The 17,231-nt window shown below is 31.7% G+C and carries 21 protein-coding genes and 1 pseudogene; 15 read left to right on the top strand and 7 right to left on the bottom strand.

Features of this window, described 5'->3' with window-relative positions:
- The 5 genes from LQ693_RS08880 to LQ693_RS08860 all read left to right on the top strand — a co-directional run bounded on the left by LQ693_RS08880 (window position 1) and on the right by LQ693_RS08860 (window position 4,055).
- The gene (locus LQ693_RS08880; protein ID WP_049319612.1) at window positions 1-471 is read left to right on the top strand and encodes a transcriptional regulator GutM; all 471 of its coding nucleotides are present in this window, start codon (window positions 1-3) and stop codon (window positions 469-471) included.
- Window positions 459-1,010, top strand: coding sequence for a PTS glucitol/sorbitol transporter subunit IIC (gene srlA, locus LQ693_RS08875; RefSeq protein WP_025905738.1), 552 nt, complete (start codon window positions 459-461; stop codon window positions 1,008-1,010). The genes LQ693_RS08880 and srlA overlap by 13 nt, the downstream gene beginning before the upstream one ends.
- Before the next feature lie 11 nt (window positions 1,011-1,021).
- Entirely contained in the window at window positions 1,022-2,032 is a 1,011-nt protein-coding gene (gene srlE / locus LQ693_RS08870) for a PTS glucitol/sorbitol transporter subunit IIB (RefSeq protein ID WP_025905737.1), read from the top strand.
- 18 nt (window positions 2,033-2,050) lie between these two features.
- Window positions 2,051-2,401 carry a PTS glucitol/sorbitol transporter subunit IIA gene (locus tag LQ693_RS08865; protein ID WP_025905736.1) on the top strand — a complete coding sequence of 117 codons (351 nt, stop codon included), beginning with the start codon at window positions 2,051-2,053 and terminating at the stop codon, window positions 2,399-2,401.
- A gap of 235 nt (window positions 2,402-2,636) precedes the next feature.
- Complete coding sequence (locus LQ693_RS08860; RefSeq protein WP_037589343.1) at window positions 2,637-4,055, top strand: MFS transporter; 1,419 nt, start codon at window positions 2,637-2,639, stop codon at window positions 4,053-4,055.
- Window positions 4,056-4,099: 44 nt separating this feature from the next.
- On the opposite strand, the gene LQ693_RS08855 is transcribed toward LQ693_RS08860, so the two are convergent.
- The 3 genes from LQ693_RS08855 to LQ693_RS08845 all read right to left on the bottom strand — a co-directional run bounded on the left by LQ693_RS08855 (window position 4,100) and on the right by LQ693_RS08845 (window position 6,911).
- Window positions 4,100-5,503: a DHA2 family efflux MFS transporter permease subunit gene (locus LQ693_RS08855; RefSeq protein WP_275584180.1), complete on the bottom strand. Its 1,404-nt coding sequence runs from the start codon at window positions 5,501-5,503 to the stop codon at window positions 4,100-4,102.
- A gap of 174 nt (window positions 5,504-5,677) precedes the next feature.
- Window positions 5,678-6,115 carry a MarR family winged helix-turn-helix transcriptional regulator gene (locus LQ693_RS08850; protein ID WP_232173647.1) on the bottom strand — a complete coding sequence of 146 codons (438 nt, stop codon included), beginning with the start codon at window positions 6,113-6,115 and terminating at the stop codon, window positions 5,678-5,680.
- A gap of 10 nt (window positions 6,116-6,125) precedes the next feature.
- Window positions 6,126-6,911, bottom strand: coding sequence for an arylamine N-acetyltransferase family protein (locus tag LQ693_RS08845; RefSeq protein WP_119651205.1), 786 nt, complete (start codon window positions 6,909-6,911; stop codon window positions 6,126-6,128).
- Between the two features lie 110 nt (window positions 6,912-7,021).
- Between LQ693_RS08845 and LQ693_RS08840 the strand changes: the two genes are divergently transcribed.
- The 8 genes from LQ693_RS08840 (at window position 7,022) to LQ693_RS08805 (ending at window position 13,258) form a co-directional block, all read left to right on the top strand.
- On the top strand, window positions 7,022-7,837 hold the full coding sequence (locus tag LQ693_RS08840; protein ID WP_119651220.1) for a metallophosphoesterase: 816 nt from the start codon (window positions 7,022-7,024) through the stop codon (window positions 7,835-7,837).
- A gap of 43 nt (window positions 7,838-7,880) precedes the next feature.
- Entirely contained in the window at window positions 7,881-8,315 is a 435-nt protein-coding gene (locus LQ693_RS08835; protein ID WP_119651204.1) for a DUF3995 domain-containing protein, read from the top strand.
- Between the two features lie 157 nt (window positions 8,316-8,472).
- The gene (locus tag LQ693_RS08830) at window positions 8,473-9,945 is read left to right on the top strand and encodes a BglG family transcription antiterminator (protein ID WP_119651203.1); all 1,473 of its coding nucleotides are present in this window, start codon (window positions 8,473-8,475) and stop codon (window positions 9,943-9,945) included.
- Window positions 9,946-10,410, top strand: coding sequence for a PTS sugar transporter subunit IIA (locus tag LQ693_RS08825; RefSeq protein ID WP_119651202.1), 465 nt, complete (start codon window positions 9,946-9,948; stop codon window positions 10,408-10,410).
- 12 nt (window positions 10,411-10,422) lie between these two features.
- On the top strand, window positions 10,423-11,289 hold the full coding sequence (locus LQ693_RS08820) for a ketose-bisphosphate aldolase (RefSeq protein ID WP_119651201.1): 867 nt from the start codon (window positions 10,423-10,425) through the stop codon (window positions 11,287-11,289).
- A 12-nt stretch (window positions 11,290-11,301) separates the two neighbouring features.
- Window positions 11,302-11,610, top strand: a complete 309-nt coding sequence (locus LQ693_RS08815) for a PTS fructose transporter subunit IIB (RefSeq protein ID WP_049319624.1) — start codon at window positions 11,302-11,304, stop codon at window positions 11,608-11,610.
- A gap of 23 nt (window positions 11,611-11,633) precedes the next feature.
- Window positions 11,634-12,728, top strand: a complete 1,095-nt coding sequence (locus LQ693_RS08810) for a PTS fructose transporter subunit IIC (protein ID WP_239703165.1) — start codon at window positions 11,634-11,636, stop codon at window positions 12,726-12,728.
- Window positions 12,729-12,742: 14 nt separating this feature from the next.
- On the top strand, window positions 12,743-13,258 hold the full coding sequence (locus LQ693_RS08805) for a D-lyxose/D-mannose family sugar isomerase (protein WP_049319626.1): 516 nt from the start codon (window positions 12,743-12,745) through the stop codon (window positions 13,256-13,258).
- Between the two features lie 228 nt (window positions 13,259-13,486).
- Here LQ693_RS08805 and LQ693_RS08800 read toward each other — a convergent pair.
- The 4 genes and pseudogenes from LQ693_RS08800 to LQ693_RS08785 form a co-directional block, all read right to left on the bottom strand.
- A pseudogene (locus LQ693_RS08800) lies at window positions 13,487-14,113 on the bottom strand (ABC transporter substrate-binding protein).
- A 13-nt stretch (window positions 14,114-14,126) separates the two neighbouring features.
- Window positions 14,127-14,507: a substrate-binding domain-containing protein gene (locus LQ693_RS08795; RefSeq protein ID WP_233670660.1), complete on the bottom strand. Its 381-nt coding sequence runs from the start codon at window positions 14,505-14,507 to the stop codon at window positions 14,127-14,129.
- 13 nt (window positions 14,508-14,520) lie between these two features.
- A complete protein-coding gene (locus LQ693_RS08790) occupies window positions 14,521-15,063 on the bottom strand; it encodes a DUF5694 domain-containing protein (protein WP_345772880.1) in 543 nt (180 codons plus the stop codon).
- 3 nt (window positions 15,064-15,066) lie between these two features.
- A complete protein-coding gene (locus LQ693_RS08785; RefSeq protein ID WP_160166431.1) occupies window positions 15,067-15,225 on the bottom strand; it encodes a hypothetical protein in 159 nt (52 codons plus the stop codon).
- Window positions 15,226-15,368: 143 nt separating this feature from the next.
- On the opposite strand from LQ693_RS08785, the gene LQ693_RS08780 reads away from it, so the two are divergent.
- Together LQ693_RS08780 and LQ693_RS08775 are read left to right on the top strand one after the other, a co-directional pair.
- Window positions 15,369-16,418 (top strand): ABC transporter permease, encoded by a 1,050-nt coding sequence (locus tag LQ693_RS08780; protein ID WP_119651198.1) that lies wholly within the window; start codon window positions 15,369-15,371, stop codon window positions 16,416-16,418.
- Window positions 16,419-16,429: 11 nt separating this feature from the next.
- Window positions 16,430-17,095 carry an ABC transporter ATP-binding protein gene (locus tag LQ693_RS08775; RefSeq protein ID WP_107577397.1) on the top strand — a complete coding sequence of 222 codons (666 nt, stop codon included), beginning with the start codon at window positions 16,430-16,432 and terminating at the stop codon, window positions 17,093-17,095.
- Window positions 17,096-17,231 lie beyond the last annotated feature (136 nt).

Raw genomic sequence — 17,231 nt, 5'->3', positions numbered from 1 at the left:
ATGTTTTTTATTATATTGATTATCATGTTAGCTGTTGGATTTGTAATTCAGTATTTATTAGGACTACTTCAAATTAAAAATTTTACAAAGCATTATACGAGCATGCGTGAAAATGGTCGTGTAGCAATAGGGAGAAGACCAGCAATTTTTAAAGCTGGGACACTCGTTTTACTACAAATAAATAATCGGAATGAAATCGAAGAAGCAAGATATATGCAAGGGGTAACCGTATTTTCTAAATTTAAAAAATTAAAAGGTTTAGATGGTTATAAAATCAATAAATTAAGAGATACAGATTTGAAAAAATATAACAAATTGTTAATTAAAGCAATATTGGACGCACAACATACATTTAACGTCATTCAATCAGGTGGAGAAATTGAGAAGATTCCATCTCCAATGATGAAGGCAGTTAAAAAAATAAATGGAATGTTTAAAAAAGAAGGGAGTAAATCATCATGGACTTCATAGTTAAGTTAGCTGAAGGATTTATTAAGTTATTTCAAACAGGTGCAGATACATTTATAGACTGGATGACAACAATTGTACCACTCGTTTTAATGTTATTAATTGCAATGAATACTTTAATTCAATTAATAGGAGAACACCGTATTAATATTATTGCTCAAAAATCATCCAAAAACCCATTATTAAGATATTTAGTATTACCATTCTTAGGATCGTTTATGTTAGCAAATCCAATGGTACATTCGCTCGGTAGATTTATGCCTGAAAAATATAAACCAAGTTATTTTGCATCAGCTGCACAATTTGCACATACAAGTAATGGTATTTTCCCACATATAAACCCAGCAGAGTTATTTATTTTTATGGGTATTGCAAATGGTATTCAACAGTTGGGATTACCAATGACAGATTTAGCAGTTAGATATTTACTAGTTGGTCTTGTTATGAACTTTATTGGTGGATGGGTAACAGACTTTACAACAAGTTATGTTGAGAAACAACAAAAAGTTAAATTAAGTACTGAAGTTAAACTTGAAGGGTGAGGTGACATAAAATGAGTCAAAAAGCTAAAATTGTAAAAGGTTCAGGTGGATTTGGTGGACCATTAGAAATAGGTATTGAAGGTAAAAAAGATAAAGTTATGTATGTTACTGGTGGTCATAAACCAGATATCGTTGATAAAATTTGTGAAATAACTGGAGGAACACCAGTTAATGGTTTTGAAACATCAGTACCTGAAGATGAAATCATGGTTGCTGTTATTGATTGTGGTGGAACTTTGAGATGTGGTATATATCCTCAAAAAGGTATCCCTACAATAAATATAATGGCAACTGGTAAAAGTGGTCCATTAAGACAATATATTACTGAAGAAATTTATGTTTCTAATGTGGATGTTGATCAAGTGACAGTAGCTGGAGAAAGTAATTCTACTGGTAATGATACTGACTCTAACAATTCTGCAGATACTTCAGAAGAAAAAACGACTTATTCTAAGAATAAAAAAATTATGGAAACAAGAGCAGAGCAAGAGAATAAATCACTTTTAACTAAAATAGGTTTAGGTGCAGGTAAAGTAATCAATACTTTCTACCAAGCTGCTCGTGATGCAGTAGAAACGATGTTGCATACAATCATTCCATTTATGGGATTTGTTGCATTACTAATTGGTATTATTCAAGGATCAGGAATTGGTGATTTATTTGCTAAATTTATGTCACCATTAGCAGGTAATATTTGGGGATTATTAGCTATTGGACTTATATGTTCATTACCATTCTTAAGTCCATTATTAGGACCTGGAGGCGTTATTGGTCAAGTATTAGGAACACTTATTGGTGTTGAAATTGGTAAAGGTAACATCCCACCTCATTTAGCATTACCAGCATTATTTGCAATAAATACACAAAATGCTGCAGACTTTATTCCGGTTGGATTAGGTTTAGCAGAAGCAGAAACTAAAACGATTGAAGTTGGTGTGCCATCTGTTCTATATTCACGGTTCTTAAACGGTGTTCCTAGGGTATTCGTCGCCTGGTTAGCAAGCTTCGGTCTATATAAATAATTAAGGAGAGTAAATGACATGTATCAAACAGAGATTAAAAAAATAGGAAAAGATGCTAATGCATTTGAAGCAGAAAAGATGATTATATTATTTGGTGATAACGCACCAAATGAATTAGTAGATTTTTGTTACATTATTGATATTAATCCAGTTGAAAATGAGATTACTGAATCAAATAAATTATTCATTGATGGAACAGAATATAAAATTACAAAAGTAGGTTCTGCAGTAAATAAAAATTTAAATGATTTAGGTCATATTACTTTAAAATTTGATGGAAGTACAAATGCAGAACAATCTGGATCATTATATTTAGAAGACAAAGAAATCGTGACACTTCAAGAAGGTTCAAAGATTGAAATAATTTAAAATAATTAGAACAGAAAAAAGCTTTGAAAGAGCTTTTTTCTGTTTTTTTTATAAAATCACCCAAGAAATATAAGTAATTTTACAACATTGGTCGACCACTTATGAGGCTAATAAGGTTATATACTTGTGGTGTTTTTCACAAAAGTGGATGCTTAACAAAGTGTAAAATTACAGTTGTGCTTATTTTTCAATATGGTAGTATACATAACTATATTGAAAGGGTGTTTATAAAAACATGAAATTCAACAAGAATAAAATAAATGTTGTAGATATGAAACAAACTAAAAAAAGTGTTTATGCTACAGGTATTGGTAATGCTATGGAATGGTTTGACTTTGGTCTTTATTCTTATTTAGCAATTATCATTAGTAAGAATTTCTTTACATCAGTTGAAAATGATGAACTGAAATTAGTATTTACTTTCGCTACATTTGCGATTGCGTTCTTAATGAGACCACTTGGAGGTATTATATTTGGTAAAATCGGCGATAAACTTGGCCGAAAAACCGTTCTTACAACTACTATCGTATTGATGGCAGCTTCAACGTTATTAATTGGATTATTGCCTACTTATGATCAAATAGGTATTTGGGCACCAGTCTTATTATTACTAGCGAGAATTATTCAAGGGTTCTCAACTGGTGGGGAATATGCAGGTGCAATGGTATATATTGCAGAATCTTCTCCAGACAATAGAAGAAGTGCTTTAGGTAGTGGATTAGAAATTGGTACTTTAGGTGGTTATATTTTAGCTTCGTTATTAGCAAGTGGATTATTTATTGGTTTATCAGATGCACAAATGCAAGCATGGGGTTGGAGAATTCCATTCATTCTAGGTGCACCTCTTGGTTTAGTTGGACTTTATTTAAGAAGACATTTAGACGAAACACCAATTTTTGAAAATGATATTTCTGAGAATGATGAAAAACCAGAACCATTCATTTCAATTATTCAAAATCATAAAAAAGATATTATCGTTTGCTTTATAGCAGTTGCGTTCTTTAATATTACAAACTATATGTTACTTTCTTATATGCCGTCATACTTAGACGAAGTAATTGGTATTTCAACTACAGTTAGTACTGTATTGATTACAAGTGTAATGGTTATTATGGTGCCATTAGCATTTATATTCGGTCGTTTAAGTGACAAAATCGGTAACAAAAAAGTTGTGTTATTCGGTACATTTGGTTTAACAGCATTTTCAATGCTAGCGTTCTATTTCATAGGACTTAACCAATTAATGTTTATATCATTAGGTATCTTTATTCTTGGTTTCTTCTTATCAACATATGAAGGTGCAATGCCAAGTTTATTACCAAGTATTTTCTATACAGATGTTCGTTACCGTACATTAGCCGTTACATTTAACGTATCTGTTTCAATATTTGGTGGTACAACACCATTAGTTTCAACATGGTTAGTACATGTCACACAAAATCCATTAGCACCAGCTTATTATTTAACAGCTGTAAGTGTTATAGGATTTGTAACGATACTATTCCTGTTTGAAACAACTTCAGGTAAAGCATTAAAAGGATCATATCCAACAGTATCTTCTAAAAAAGATTTCGAACATGCCGTTAAAAATCCTGAAGATGCACTATGGTGGACAGAACAAGAATTACAAAAAGGTAAAGTAAAAACAGATTAATATATGTAGAAAGCCGGAGACGTTTATGAGGTCTCCGGCTTTTTTTATTGTTTGCTTTTAACAAATAATGATGTGATGAGTCCTAATGCTGCAACTGTACTTATAAAATAAAATACAAATTGTACAGCATGTGCGATTATTTCTCTTCCATTTAAATCACTTGAGTTACCTGTTACTTGTTGTTGTCCGATAGTATAAAGTGTTATAGCTAGTGCTGTACCAGCAGAACCTGCAACTTGCATTAATGTATTCATAGCGGCTGAACCATCTGCATACAAGTTTGGTGGTAGTTGGTTAAGGCCATTCGTTTGAGCTGGCATCATAACCATCGTTACACCTAGAAATAGTACGATGAATAAACAAATGATCACCCAGACAGGTGTAGATGATGAGAGTACGATTGTAAATCCAATACTCGAAATTAATATTAATAAAAATCCAGCTATACAAAAATATCTTGCGCCATATTTATCAAACATTGTTCCGATAATAGGAGATAAAACAAAGTTTGTTGCATTTCCTGGTAATAAGACTAAACCAGCGAGTGCAGCTGATAAAAGTAGGCTACCTTTTAAATAAATAGGTAATAAAATAGCTGTTGATAATATAACCAACATTAATAAGAAAATCATTATGACACCTAACGTAAACATCGGATGTTTAAAGACCGATAGATTTAACATTGGTTCTTTCATTTTTAATTGTCTCATACAGAAAAGTATTAACGCTATTATCGCAACGATAAGTGGTAGCCATACGACAGGAGAACTAATCGAAACTTCTGCCATCGTACTTAATGCGTAAATTAATCCTGCAAATCCAACGGTAGATAAAATGATAGAGATAAAGTCGATTTTTGGTTTTGTAATTTCTGAAACATTACTAATTTTAGCGTATGCGAAAATGGATAAAACGATATAAAATAATGCGCTAAACCAAAAAATAAAATGCCAACTTAATGTTGATATAATAATCCCAGAAAGTGTTGGTCCGATAGCTGGTGCGAGCGTAATGACTAATCCCATTATACCCATTACGATACCACGTTTATTGATTGGGAATATTGTGAGCATAACGGTCATCATAACAGGCAGGATAATACCTGTTCCAATAGCTTGAATGAGACGCCCAATCATCAATATGGCAAAGACAGGTGAATAGGCTGCAAACAAAGTACCGATTAATGAAATAATAAATCCACCTAAAACAAGCTGACGTGTTGTAAACCAACGTGTTAAATAGGCGGAAATTGGAACGAGTATAGCAAGGACTAATAGATAACCAGTTGTTAACCATTGTGCCAGTGGTGCACTTATATGATAATCTTCCATAACATTTGTTAAACCCATGTTTAATGCTGTTTCTCCAAATAAGCCTATAAATGCACCTAACATTAATATTAAGGCCATTGCTTTTGGACTTTTAACTTCTCCTTCTGCTTTGATCATGAATTCTTTAATCTCCTTCTACTAGTGAATACACGATTAATGTGTATTAATATTTTGCTGAGAGCGTATGCAACTAGCAAAAGCATAGTTTGAATTATTAGTATTATTATTAAAATAATAACTCATTTATTTTAGCAGAAATTTCGTTATATTGTCAACTAGGTTTACAAAAAGTTATTCTATTTTCCAATCCATTTTCATAATTTCTATTAATTTATGAACGTTATCTTCACCAATTGTTTCTATAATTTGTTGTTCTAACAACGCTTTATGTTGTTTACTTTCAAGATAACAAGATTCACCGAGAGCAGTTAATTGTATGGACTTTTCTTTCTTGTTACCTTCAACATCTTGTATATCGACTAGGCCTTTGTTGTTTAATTGTTTTACAAATTTATGAACGGCTTGTCTAGAGATATTAACGTGCTTGTTAATATATGCCATCGTTCTTTTATGTTTATAAATTTTAGCCATAATGTACCATTCAGATCCTGAAATATGCATGTCATGTGTTTCGTTCCACATATTTTCTATTCTTGAACGTACAAGTCCATGACGTTCACTGATTAAATCAAATAAATCTAGTTCTTGTAATTCACTATTTGATATCACACTTAAAACCTCAACTTTCCAGCGTATGAATTGTTTCATCTATTCCGAAATATTTTTTTAATATGGCTTTATATTGATCACGTTTGAAGCTTTCTTTTTGTTTATCATTTTTAGACGTAATGGTTAAATGATCATAAGACATGCTTACTCTACCATATTCTTTAGCCATTGTAATAATAAGTTTCTGAACAAATATTGAATCAGGATTGTGTTCATTATAATCTAAATGTTCTATAAAGAAGTCCCACGGCCTACTGATTTCATTTGTTAAATAAGATGTTCGCCATGATTGGTCATCTAACTGTTTTTGAAGGTGAATGACACTATCTTCGTCTAAAATAGCACGATAATGACCGTTAACATCATCAATGACTTGAATATTATCTGGTTGAGAAATTGGAATAGCTTTTGTTGGTAAATCCCCAAATCCTACGTCTGCAATATATGTTTGATCTAAATGTACGAGTGTTGACATATGTGAACCGTCTCTACTCCAATTGTCATCTGGTGTATGAATCGTTCCTGACACACGATCAACGTTAAAACCTTTTTCTTTTAAATAATATTGAAAAATCGTATTTAATTCATAACAAAATCCACCACGATGGCGTTGTACAATTTTGTTAAATAAATCATCAATGTTCACTGAAATTGGTTCATTATTTTGAACGCTAATATTTTCGAAAGGTACAGTGTACATGAATCTTTCGATATAGTGGTTCAAAGTGCGCAAATCTACTTGATTAAAAGATTCTGTATCTATTTTTAAGTAGTCTTCAAATTGTAAAATATTCAACTTAAAACCTCCTATTTAAATCTTAATTCTATTATAAAGGATACATGGATAGAATATGTTAATATAAAATTGATATACAACGTTATTTTAAAGAAAGCTAGGTCATGCATATGAGAATTGGTACCATTTCAGATTTGCATATAGATAGAAGTAAAGATTACTACCCTCAAGATTTTGAATATATTTTAGCTCAAGAAATTACTCACTTGAATTTAGACCTTTTATTAATAGCAGGTGATGTTTCAAATCATTATTTACAGACGATGCAGTTTGTTCAAAATGTTAAGCGTCATTCTAAAGTTGAAGTGCTGTTTATACCAGGCAATCATGATTATTGGAAAAAAGATCAAGAAGAAAAAAGTTCTTATGAAATTTTTGAATATTATAAAGCGCAGCCTGAAAGTATTATAGCAAGTCCATATATTGTGAATGAAGATTGGGCAATTGTCGGGCATAGTGGCTGGTATGATTATAGCTTTGCAGATCAAAACAAATTTAGTATGGAAAGATTAGAACGTAGAAAATATTACGGCTCTACATGGTTAGATAAAGAACATATCGATTGGGGTAAGTCAGACTTAGAGATGTCGCGATTAGCTGCAGAATCCGTGAGAAATGATTTAGAACAGGTGAAAGATAAAAATATTATATTAATGACGCATATTGTGACCAATCGTAAATTTGCAGTTCCAATGCCACATAGAATATTTGATTATTTTAATGCGTTTATAGGTACATCAGACTTTGACAAGTTCTATGAAGCATATCCAATCAAGTACAGCATTATGGGGCATGTGCATTTTCGTAATATAATAGAAGAAAGTGGTATTCAATATATATGTCCATGTCTCGGTTATCAAAGAGAATGGCGAACGACTGATTTAGCAACTGAAATTAAAAATACAATACAAGTTATCGAAATATAAAAATATATATCGCAGAAAATTTATGATTATAATAGGTGATTGAATGAAAAAGTATATATCATTATTTATCATAGCAGGAAGTGTGCATGCACTATTTTCATTGTATTGGGGACTTGGTGGAGAAGCGGGTCTCATAACAGTTGGCTCATGGATCTTCACGTTAAGTGCACAGTTTGGAATATGGATTAATATCGCGCTATTGCTAATAGGTGTATTTAAATTTTTAGCGACCATCGTGCCATTAACATTAACAAATCATTATGATAAGAAAATATATATCATATCTTTAATAGGAAGTATATTTCTGATGATATATGGCGGATTAAACATGATAATTGGCATATTGAAAATGTGTAAAATAATCGAGAACCATAACTATTTTACTGCCTTCGGACAAGCATTCGTGTGGGATCCACTATTTTTATTATGGGGAATCGGATTGTTCGGATATATTATGAAAGTGAAACAGAAAAGATAATGGAAAACGCCACTGGCAGGAGCCAGTGGCGTTTTTTGATGCGATTGAATACTCAATAAATTATTAGTGAATAATAAATTGTCCATAGTTAAGGACAGATATTGAAGTGTAAACGTTTACAATTAAAGTATAATGACACTTAACAGGAGGTGATGACATGTTATTCAGCTCTAAGGAAGAGCAACTCATCAATCAGTTAAACTTTTACGATTTTATCTCTTCCAATGATGTATCTAATAAATTATTAGTCTCATCTAAAACAATCTATAGACTTGTTAAGAAAATTAATGAAGTCACAGAAGAACAATATGGTGAGAAGATGATAGAGTCTGAAACTGGCAAAGGTTATAAAATCAATAAATTTTATATTGATAAGAACATTTATTCAATTGTGACAATCAAGGAAGAAAATTTCTTGTTAGAGATTATGATGAATTTGTTATTTCAACATCCTAAAAAGTTAAGAAAAAATCATATTTTTAGTCAAAGTTATTTTAGTGAGAGTACTGAAGAAAGAAGAATTAGAAGTATCATCGAATATTTAAATGACTTTGATATTAATGTATACAATATGCATAACGTCATTTATGTAAAAGGTGATGAAGTTGATATAAGACGCGCTATTAATGCGATACTACTTTCAATAAATAAAAATCAAGTGCTAGATGATATGGGCTTGGATATTAATGCATCAGATAAACACTTTCTAGATCATCAAATACTTCTTATAGAAGAAAAGTTAAACGTAAATTTATATTACCCATATGACGTCAGCATATTTACTCATTTATATATGGTGTTGAAACGTTATAGAGAAGGTAGAGTCAATCAATTACAAAACCAAGATGCTTTAGATGATGAAGAAAAGGATAAAATGCAACTAAATAAAAATATAAAAGAAACAGCAGATATTCTTTCACATAATTTAAGTAAACATCTTTGTTGCGAATTACATGAATTAGAAGCATTCTTCATTTTTCAAAACTTGTATTCGTTAAATATCGAGAAAAAAGAGTATATGAAAAAGGATAAATTTAATGCAAATGAAATAACCCTTGAATTTGTATCACAATTTTTCGGTATAGAAAAAAGTGATGTAAATGAGAAAGAAAAATTATATCAAGATTTATATAACCATATATTGCCCATGATAGGAAGGCTAAGAATGGGGATAAAGCTTGAAAATAATATGTTGAAAGAATTGATTTTAGAATATCAAGAAACTTTTATTAAACTGTTAGAAATATCTGAAGGTATTAACAAACATTTAAATGAATATGCAGATATTGATGAAGCGGAAGTAGGATATATTTCATTGTATTTTGAAAAATTTAAACTAGAAAAAGAACATAGAAAGAAAGTATTGCTTGTTTGCTCAACTGGTATTGGGACTTCTGAACTGCTTCAAATTAGATTGAAAAATAGTTTTCCAAATTTAAAAATAATATCGACTATGAGTCATAGACAAATGCAGAAAAACAGTAAGTTCATTGAGGAAGAAGTAGATATTATATTTTCAACAATAAGAGTAGATAACAAACATTTTGAAAAACCAGTTATTTGCATCAGTCCAGTGCTTTCTGACAAGGATATAGATCTGATTGATTATTCATTAAAGGAGTTGAGTTAAATGGAAGATACGATCAATTTACAAACAATTATCAACAAAGACTTAATGATTATAAACAGCGATGCAAATAGTAAAGAAGCTATTTTAGAAGATTTATGTAGTTTATTAAAAAATAAACAATATATTGAAAATCAACAGCAATTTTTAGAGGATATATATTTACGAGAAAGTGAAGGCATAACGGGTATTGGAGACGGTATTGCAATACCACATGGGAAGTCTGAATCTGTAAGTGAAACAACTGTCGCAATAGCGACATTAAAAAATAAAATCGCTTGGGAAACGCTAGATGAAGAACCTGTTGAAGTTGTCATATTATTTGCAGTAAAAGATACAGATGCGACGACAACACATATCATCTTATTGCAAAAAGTAGCGACATTATTAGCTAGAGAATCATTCATTAGTGCAATAAAACAAATCAATAATAAAGAAGAATTATACGATTTAATTATAAATGCATAAGGGGAGATTAATATGTTAATCAGTGGTAAAGAAATTTTAAGAGTAGCTAATGAAAATAAATTCGCAGTACCAGCATTTAATGCAGGTTCTGGACAGTTATTAGATGCAGTAATGCAAGCTTGTGAAGAAACTGAATCACCAGTTATGATTGCGATTCATCCAGATGAGTTAAAGTTTTTAACAGATAGTTTCGTTGCTCAAGTTAAATATTTTGCAAATCATAGTAAAGTGCCTGTGTGTATTCATTTAGATCATGGTGCTAGCTATGAACAAGTTATACATGCTATTAAATTAGGTTTTACTTCAGTTATGATTGATGCATCTCATTTACCATTTGAAGAAAATGTCGCGGTTACTAAGAAAGTGGTTGATATTGCTCATCCTGTTGGTGTATCGGTAGAAGCGGAATTAGGAACGATTGGCGATACGGGTAACACGGTTGAAGGTGGTGTGTCTGAAGTAATCTATACAGATCCATCGACTGCACAAGAATTTCTTGAAAGAACGGGTGTTGATAGTTTAGCAATTGCTATAGGAACTGCGCATGGTATATATCCTAAAAACATGAAACCAGAATTAAAGTTAGATATTTTGAAAGAAACAAGTCATCTGACAGATATACCATTAGTACTTCATGGAGGATCAAGTAATCCGGATAATGAAATTCAAGAGGCAGTTAAACTCGGAATTAATAAAATTAACATTTCAAGTGATATTAAAATTGCATTTACGAATAAACTACGTGATGTTTTAGACAATCAAGATAGTGAAGCGAGAGAACCTAATGTGCTCTTCCCATCTTGTATTGAAGAAACTAAGAAAGTTGCTGTAGAAAAAATAAACTTATTTAATTCAGTTAATAAAGCAAATTTATATTAAGGGGTGGATGTTATGAATATAGTAGGTATTGCAGCATGTACTGCAGGTATTGCACACACATATATAGCAAAAGAAAAGTTAACAAATGTAGCAAAAGATAGAGGGCATGAAATTAGTTTAGAAACTCAAGGGTTATCAGGAACACAAGATGAACTTAAACAAGAAGATATTAATAATGCAGATGTGGTATTAATTGCAGCGGATATAAAAATAGGTGGACGTGAAAGATTTGAAGGGAAGAAGGTTGTAGAAGTTCCAACGAGTTTAGTTGTTAAATCACCAACAAAATTAGTTGAAAAGTTAGAAGAGTTGACGATTTAAATCAAAAAGGGGTTTGATAAATAATGATACTCAAAGAAATTGGATTTAAACGACATTTAATGACGGCAATTTCATTCTTTTTACCAATCATTGTTGCATCGGGGTTTTTGTTAGCAATTGGGAACTTAACAGGTGGTCAAGAAATAGAGAATTTTAAAGAAGGATTTAAGTTTTCTGATGCCATGACTACAATGGGTGGATATGGTTTGAGTCTATTGCCCATGATTGTATCAACAGCTATTGCGTACTCTATTGCAGATAAACCGGGAATTGCACCGGGATTAATTGTAGGGATGGTTGCATCTGGTATTGAAGCGGGATTTCTTGGAGGACTCGTAAGTGGTTATATTGTTGGAATAGTTGTTGTCTTATTAACGACTTACATTAAAGTTCCATCATGGATAGAAGGACTCATGCCAACGCTTGTATTTCCTTTTTTAAGTACTTTTATTGCTGGTGTTATTATGTATTATGTTGTTGGTACACCGATCACTTGGTTTACTGAATTGATTACAACATATTTAGGTAACTTAAATACATCTTCACTATTTTTATATGGTGCAATAATAGGTATATTATCTTCTATAGATTATGGAGGACCAATTAATAAAGTTGTGTTTGCATTTGTATTCGCATTATTTTCAGAAGGTATCTATGAACCAGTTACTGTACTTATACTCGCATCTATGGTGACACCATTTGGTTTAACGATGGCATATTTTATAGGAAAAGTAGTTAACAAAAATATTTTTAATAAACAAGAAATTACAACTTTAAAAACTGCCTTTCCGATGGGTGTATGCCAAATTACTGAAGGGTGCTTTCCAATTATTTTAAATGACTTAGGAAAAAATATTATCGCTACGGGAATAGGTGGAGCTATTGGTGGAGGTCTCAGTATGCTATGGGGAGCAGATAGTCATATTCCAGCATCAGGTATGTTTGCATTACCAACTATGACTAATCCTCTTAGTTTTATTTTCGCATTACTGATTGGCTCTTTAGCAACAGCAGTTACAATATTAATATTGAAAAAACGAGTAGATGTAAATGCTGAAGTAGTCGTTAAAGAAAAACAAGAAGAAGAGATTTCATGGGACGATCTTAAAATATCATAATAAAGGTGATAGTTATGAATAGTCATTATAAGAATAAAGTGAAAGAATATTTTTTGTCATCGAATATAAATTTTACAGATTATGAAATTGAAAATATAGAATATGCTGACTTTGGACTCAATCATATTGAAACAGAAGGCCTTAACTTAATTGTTTACGTTAATGATAATGGCTATTGCGCTAAAGAAATGGTGTTGTTGCCACGTCAAACATGCCCAGAACATATACATCCAGACAAACTAGGGAAGAAAGGTAAAATAGAAACTTTTAGGTGTAGAAAAGGAGAAGTATATTTATATGTAGAAGGTGAAAGAAATGTTGGTGAATTATCAGCGAAGATACCAGAAGGAAAGGCTGAATATTATACAGTATTTCATGAAGTACAATTATTGCCAGGAGAACAATATACCATCCCATCACATACAAAACATTGGTTTCAAGCAGGAGAAGAAGGTGCCGTTATATCTGAATTCTCAACAACTAGTTATGATGAACTAGATGAATTTACAGATATTCATGTAGTTAGGTAATTAGCACATATTAAATAGAGAAACGCCACTGGCAGGAGCTAGTGGCGTTTTTCGTCATATAAGATGATAAAGTTTGAATGTCGTAATGGACAGAATTCTGAGAAATCTCCGTAAGAGAGCGCCCATCTAAATACCAGAATTCCGAATAATGATAGTTAGGGCATTCTAATTACCAGAATTCCGAATAATGATAGTTAGCCAAACATTCAACATCACCATCCACACACATTATTTCTGTGATTGTAATTTCTTCGCGATTTGTTGTATTTCTTGTATTTGTTTCGTTGTAGATTTGATTCCACCTGATGAGAAGTACCATGATTTTGCGTCTAAGTTAATGATGTTATTATTTTTTATGGCATCTACGTCTTTAAGTACGTCATTTCCTAGTACTTTCTTACTTGTTCCTTTTCCATCTGTTGCTTTGTCTCTATCCATAGCGAATATGACTTCTGGATCTTTTGAAGCGACGTATTCAAAGCTGACGGGTTGGCCGTGTGGATTTGGTTTCACTTTTTTATCTGCTGGTTTAAATCCAAGTTGATCGTAGAGTAGGCCACCGAATCTTCAGCCTGGTCCGTATGTTGATAATTCACCTTGACTTGTAAGCATCAGCATGACACTGTTATCTATATTTTTAACTGATTTCTTAGCTTTTTGTTCTTCATTTTTAAGTTGATCTGTAAGTTCTTTAGCTTTCTTTTCTTCTCCAAAAATCTTTCCGAGTTTCGTCGTATTATCTGAAACGGATTTTACGACGGCATTATCATCTGAACCTATATAAAGAAGTGATGCGTTAGGGGCAGCTTTTTTAAATTCTTTTAATGTTTCTGTACGATTTGAAAAGATAATCAAATCTGGATCGATTTCAGCTATTTTTTTCAAAATTTGGTTTTCCTAATTCACCGACATTTGTATATTTATCTTTCGTAAAAGATTTTAATTCTTTAGGTAGCATAGAATCACTTGAACCTATTGAAATACCGGCTACATTATTTTCTTTACCGAGTGCTTTAATGATGTCTGTTGCTCCGTAATCAAATGTAACGACTTTTTTAGGATCTTTCGTGATTTTAACTTTTTCGTCTTTCTGTTCTGCATCTCTACCGTCTTTATATTTACCACGTAATTCATATTTTTGGTTAACTGTGACTGTTTCTTTCTTGCTGTCTGAATCACTTGTTCCTTTTGTTTGACCACATGCTGCTAATATAAGTGTGATGACCATTAATAAAAGTAACTTTTTCATTATGTATGCTCCTTTATTCTAATATATTTATTGATGGAACGACTTTAAATAAATCTGTTGATTCTATCATGAATTTTAAAATTCTGACATGACTCATACCTGTAAAGACAACGGTTCTATCATGGTTGAGCGCATTTTTCATGATGTGGTTGGCCATAAATTGATTACGTTCTAACCATTCAAGTGAAAAGGCGATACCTGGACTATCTGCAAGTGAACGAATAGCAAAAACTTGTTCTAAAGGAATGACTGAATCTTGATATTCCGTTAACTGTTCATATAATGATAAATCTTGTCCCTTTTTATTTTGATGACTTTGTTTTGCTTCGTTTAAATGTTGGTATAGTATAGGGTTATCATTTTCAAGGTATTCATCTGCAAATGCTGCACGAATCTTACGTGTTTGCATTTGATTGTTGTCCATTGGTATAACAGTTGGTAAATTTAATTTTAATGCGAGTGGTATCGCTAAAAAATGATGTTCGTTGAGTTGAAGCGGCAAATGTTTACGGGATAATTGATTAAAGTCTTTATCTAATTGATTTTTATTTTTAATATCTCATTCAATTGCGATTAAATCTGGATTGTATTGCTGTAATTTATTCAAAATGACTTTAGCGTCTTCTAAGTATCGTTGATAAGTTTCTAAAAAATATTGATTGCTTTGGTCTAACCGAATATGTGGCGTACCAATGATGCAAATTTCTTTTTGTGACAATTTGACACCTCCTTAATTGATAATCGTTATCAATTATACATGAACGTTTTTATAAATACAATGTTGCTATTATTTTAAGATAATTAAATAATAATGTTATAATTAAATAATAGAAAATTTGGATTCAAGAAAGGGCTGGAAGTATGTTTTTAGCTTGGAATGAAATGAGACGAAATAAGACGAAGTTTGGTCTAATCATTGGCGTATTAGTTATGATTAGCTATCTTTTATTCTTATTATCAGGATTAGCAAATGGTTTGATGAATATGAATAGGGAAGCAGTCGATTTATGGAAAGCAGATGCGATTGTATTGAATAAAGATGCCAATCAAACAGTTGCACAATCATCTATTAATACAGATGATGTTAAAGGCAAATTTGATAAAAGCGAAGGCTTAAAGCAAACAGCTGTTATTGCTTCAGACGGTAAAAATAAAGAGAATGCGACGGTCTTTGGTATCGATGGAGAAGGTTTCTTAATGCCTAAAATAGAAGACGGTAAACTTTTTGAGAAGAATAATGAAGTCGTTGCAGATTATACTTTAAAAACAAAAGGCTTCAAAATCGGGGACACATTAACACTTTCAAATAGTGATGAAGAATTAAAAATTGTCGGTTTCTCAGTGAGTTCTAAATTTAATGCATCACCTGTTTTATTTACAAATAATGAAACGATTGGGAAATTAAATCCGATGTTAAAAGACGATAAGATCAATGCGCTAGTCGTTAAAGATAAAAATTGGAAAGATGTTGAATTAAACAAAGATTTAGAAGTTGATGACATTGAATCATTTATTACGAAGTTACCAGGCTATCAAGCGCAAAATTTAACATTAAACTTTATGATTGTGTTCTTATTTGCGATTTCAGCAATGGTTATTGGTATATTCTTATACATTATTACGTTACAAAAGAGAAATTTATTTGGTGTCTTAAAAGCACAAGGATTAACGAATGGCTTTTTAGCACGTTCAGTCATGAGCCAAACGATTATTATCGCTTTAATCGGTACATTGATTGGCTTTGGATTAACGGTGTTAACAGGTTCGTTCTTACCAGAAGCAGTGCCTATTAAATTTGATTATTTAACAATGTTGTTATACGGTATCGTGCTTATTATCGTCGCAATTTTAGGTAGTTTATTCTCAGTATTAAGTATACGAAAAGTAGAACCATTGAAAGTCATTAGTTAGGAGGCGGAATCATGTTAGCATTTGAGAATGTCACAAAGTCATTTAAAGACGGTAATAGAACGATAGAAGCAGTAAAATCAACCAACTTTAAATTAGAAAAAGGCGAACTAGTTGCCATTATTGGACCATCAGGATCAGGGAAAAGTACATTGTTAACAATGGCAGGTGCCTTGCAATTACCATCAGAAGGTACTGTGTCTTTAAACGGTCAAAATATCAATCAATTTAATGAAAAACAATTATCTAAACTACGATTAAAAGAAATCGGATTTATACTTCAAACAAGTAATTTAATACCGTTTTTAACCGTACAACAACAATTTGAATTACTTAAAAAAGTGAAAAAAGACGTCATGAATGAAGAAGAACATACAAGGTTATTGAAACAACTCGGTTTGGATAAAATTTTATCTCAATTACCAAGTGAAATATCAGGTGGGCAAAAACAAAGAGTGGCTATCGCTAAAGCACTTTACACAAATCCATCGGTTATATTAGCAGACGAACCGACTGCATCATTAGATACAGAAAATGCAATAGAAGTTATGGAAATATTGAGAAGAGAAACAAAAGAATTAAATAAATTATGTATTATCGTAACGCACGATCAAAGACTGACATCATACTGTGATAAAGTATTTAAAATGGTAGATGGTGAGTTGAAAGAAGAAGCATAACGAGGTTGATTAAATAGAAGAATATATAAAAGGCTAGGATATTAAGGCACTGCACCCTTACTAAGGGAGCTCAATAAAAACACTATTTTCTAGGCTGCTAATTCCCTATATTCTATAGGGGATAAGTAGCCTAGTT

The organism is Mammaliicoccus sp. B-M6 (assembly GCF_022386965.1).
Classification (GTDB): Bacteria; Bacillota; Bacilli; order Staphylococcales; family Staphylococcaceae; genus Mammaliicoccus; species Mammaliicoccus sciuri_A.
Note: the sequence above shows the minus strand (reverse complement) of the source record. Positions and strands in the feature narration are given on the sequence as shown.

What these genes read in the sequence shown, in the direction of transcription:
- LQ693_RS08805 (WP_049319626.1), top strand. Translation starts at nt 12,743, where the DNA reads ATGAATAGTCATTATAAGAATAAAGTGAAAGAATATTTTTTGTCATCG.
- LQ693_RS08825 (WP_119651202.1), top strand. Translation starts at nt 9,946, where the DNA reads ATGGAAGATACGATCAATTTACAAACAATTATCAACAAAGACTTAATG.
- LQ693_RS08795 (WP_233670660.1), bottom strand. Translation starts at nt 14,507, where the DNA reads ATGAAAAAGTTACTTTTATTAATGGTCATCACACTTATATTAGCAGCA.
- LQ693_RS08840 (WP_119651220.1), top strand. Translation starts at nt 7,022, where the DNA reads ATGAGAATTGGTACCATTTCAGATTTGCATATAGATAGAAGTAAAGAT.
- srlE (WP_025905737.1), top strand. Translation starts at nt 1,022, where the DNA reads ATGAGTCAAAAAGCTAAAATTGTAAAAGGTTCAGGTGGATTTGGTGGA.
- LQ693_RS08830 (WP_119651203.1), top strand. Translation starts at nt 8,473, where the DNA reads ATGTTATTCAGCTCTAAGGAAGAGCAACTCATCAATCAGTTAAACTTT.
- LQ693_RS08860 (WP_037589343.1), top strand. Translation starts at nt 2,637, where the DNA reads ATGAAATTCAACAAGAATAAAATAAATGTTGTAGATATGAAACAAACT.
- LQ693_RS08815 (WP_049319624.1), top strand. Translation starts at nt 11,302, where the DNA reads ATGAATATAGTAGGTATTGCAGCATGTACTGCAGGTATTGCACACACA.
- LQ693_RS08820 (WP_119651201.1), top strand. Translation starts at nt 10,423, where the DNA reads ATGTTAATCAGTGGTAAAGAAATTTTAAGAGTAGCTAATGAAAATAAA.
- LQ693_RS08865 (WP_025905736.1), top strand. Translation starts at nt 2,051, where the DNA reads ATGTATCAAACAGAGATTAAAAAAATAGGAAAAGATGCTAATGCATTT.
- LQ693_RS08835 (WP_119651204.1), top strand. Translation starts at nt 7,881, where the DNA reads ATGAAAAAGTATATATCATTATTTATCATAGCAGGAAGTGTGCATGCA.
- LQ693_RS08780 (WP_119651198.1), top strand. Translation starts at nt 15,369, where the DNA reads ATGTTTTTAGCTTGGAATGAAATGAGACGAAATAAGACGAAGTTTGGT.
- srlA (WP_025905738.1), top strand. Translation starts at nt 459, where the DNA reads ATGGACTTCATAGTTAAGTTAGCTGAAGGATTTATTAAGTTATTTCAA.
- LQ693_RS08810 (WP_239703165.1), top strand. Translation starts at nt 11,634, where the DNA reads ATGATACTCAAAGAAATTGGATTTAAACGACATTTAATGACGGCAATT.
- LQ693_RS08855 (WP_275584180.1), bottom strand. Translation starts at nt 5,503, where the DNA reads ATGATCAAAGCAGAAGGAGAAGTTAAAAGTCCAAAAGCAATGGCCTTA.
- LQ693_RS08775 (WP_107577397.1), top strand. Translation starts at nt 16,430, where the DNA reads ATGTTAGCATTTGAGAATGTCACAAAGTCATTTAAAGACGGTAATAGA.
- LQ693_RS08880 (WP_049319612.1), top strand. Translation starts at nt 1, where the DNA reads ATGTTTTTTATTATATTGATTATCATGTTAGCTGTTGGATTTGTAATT.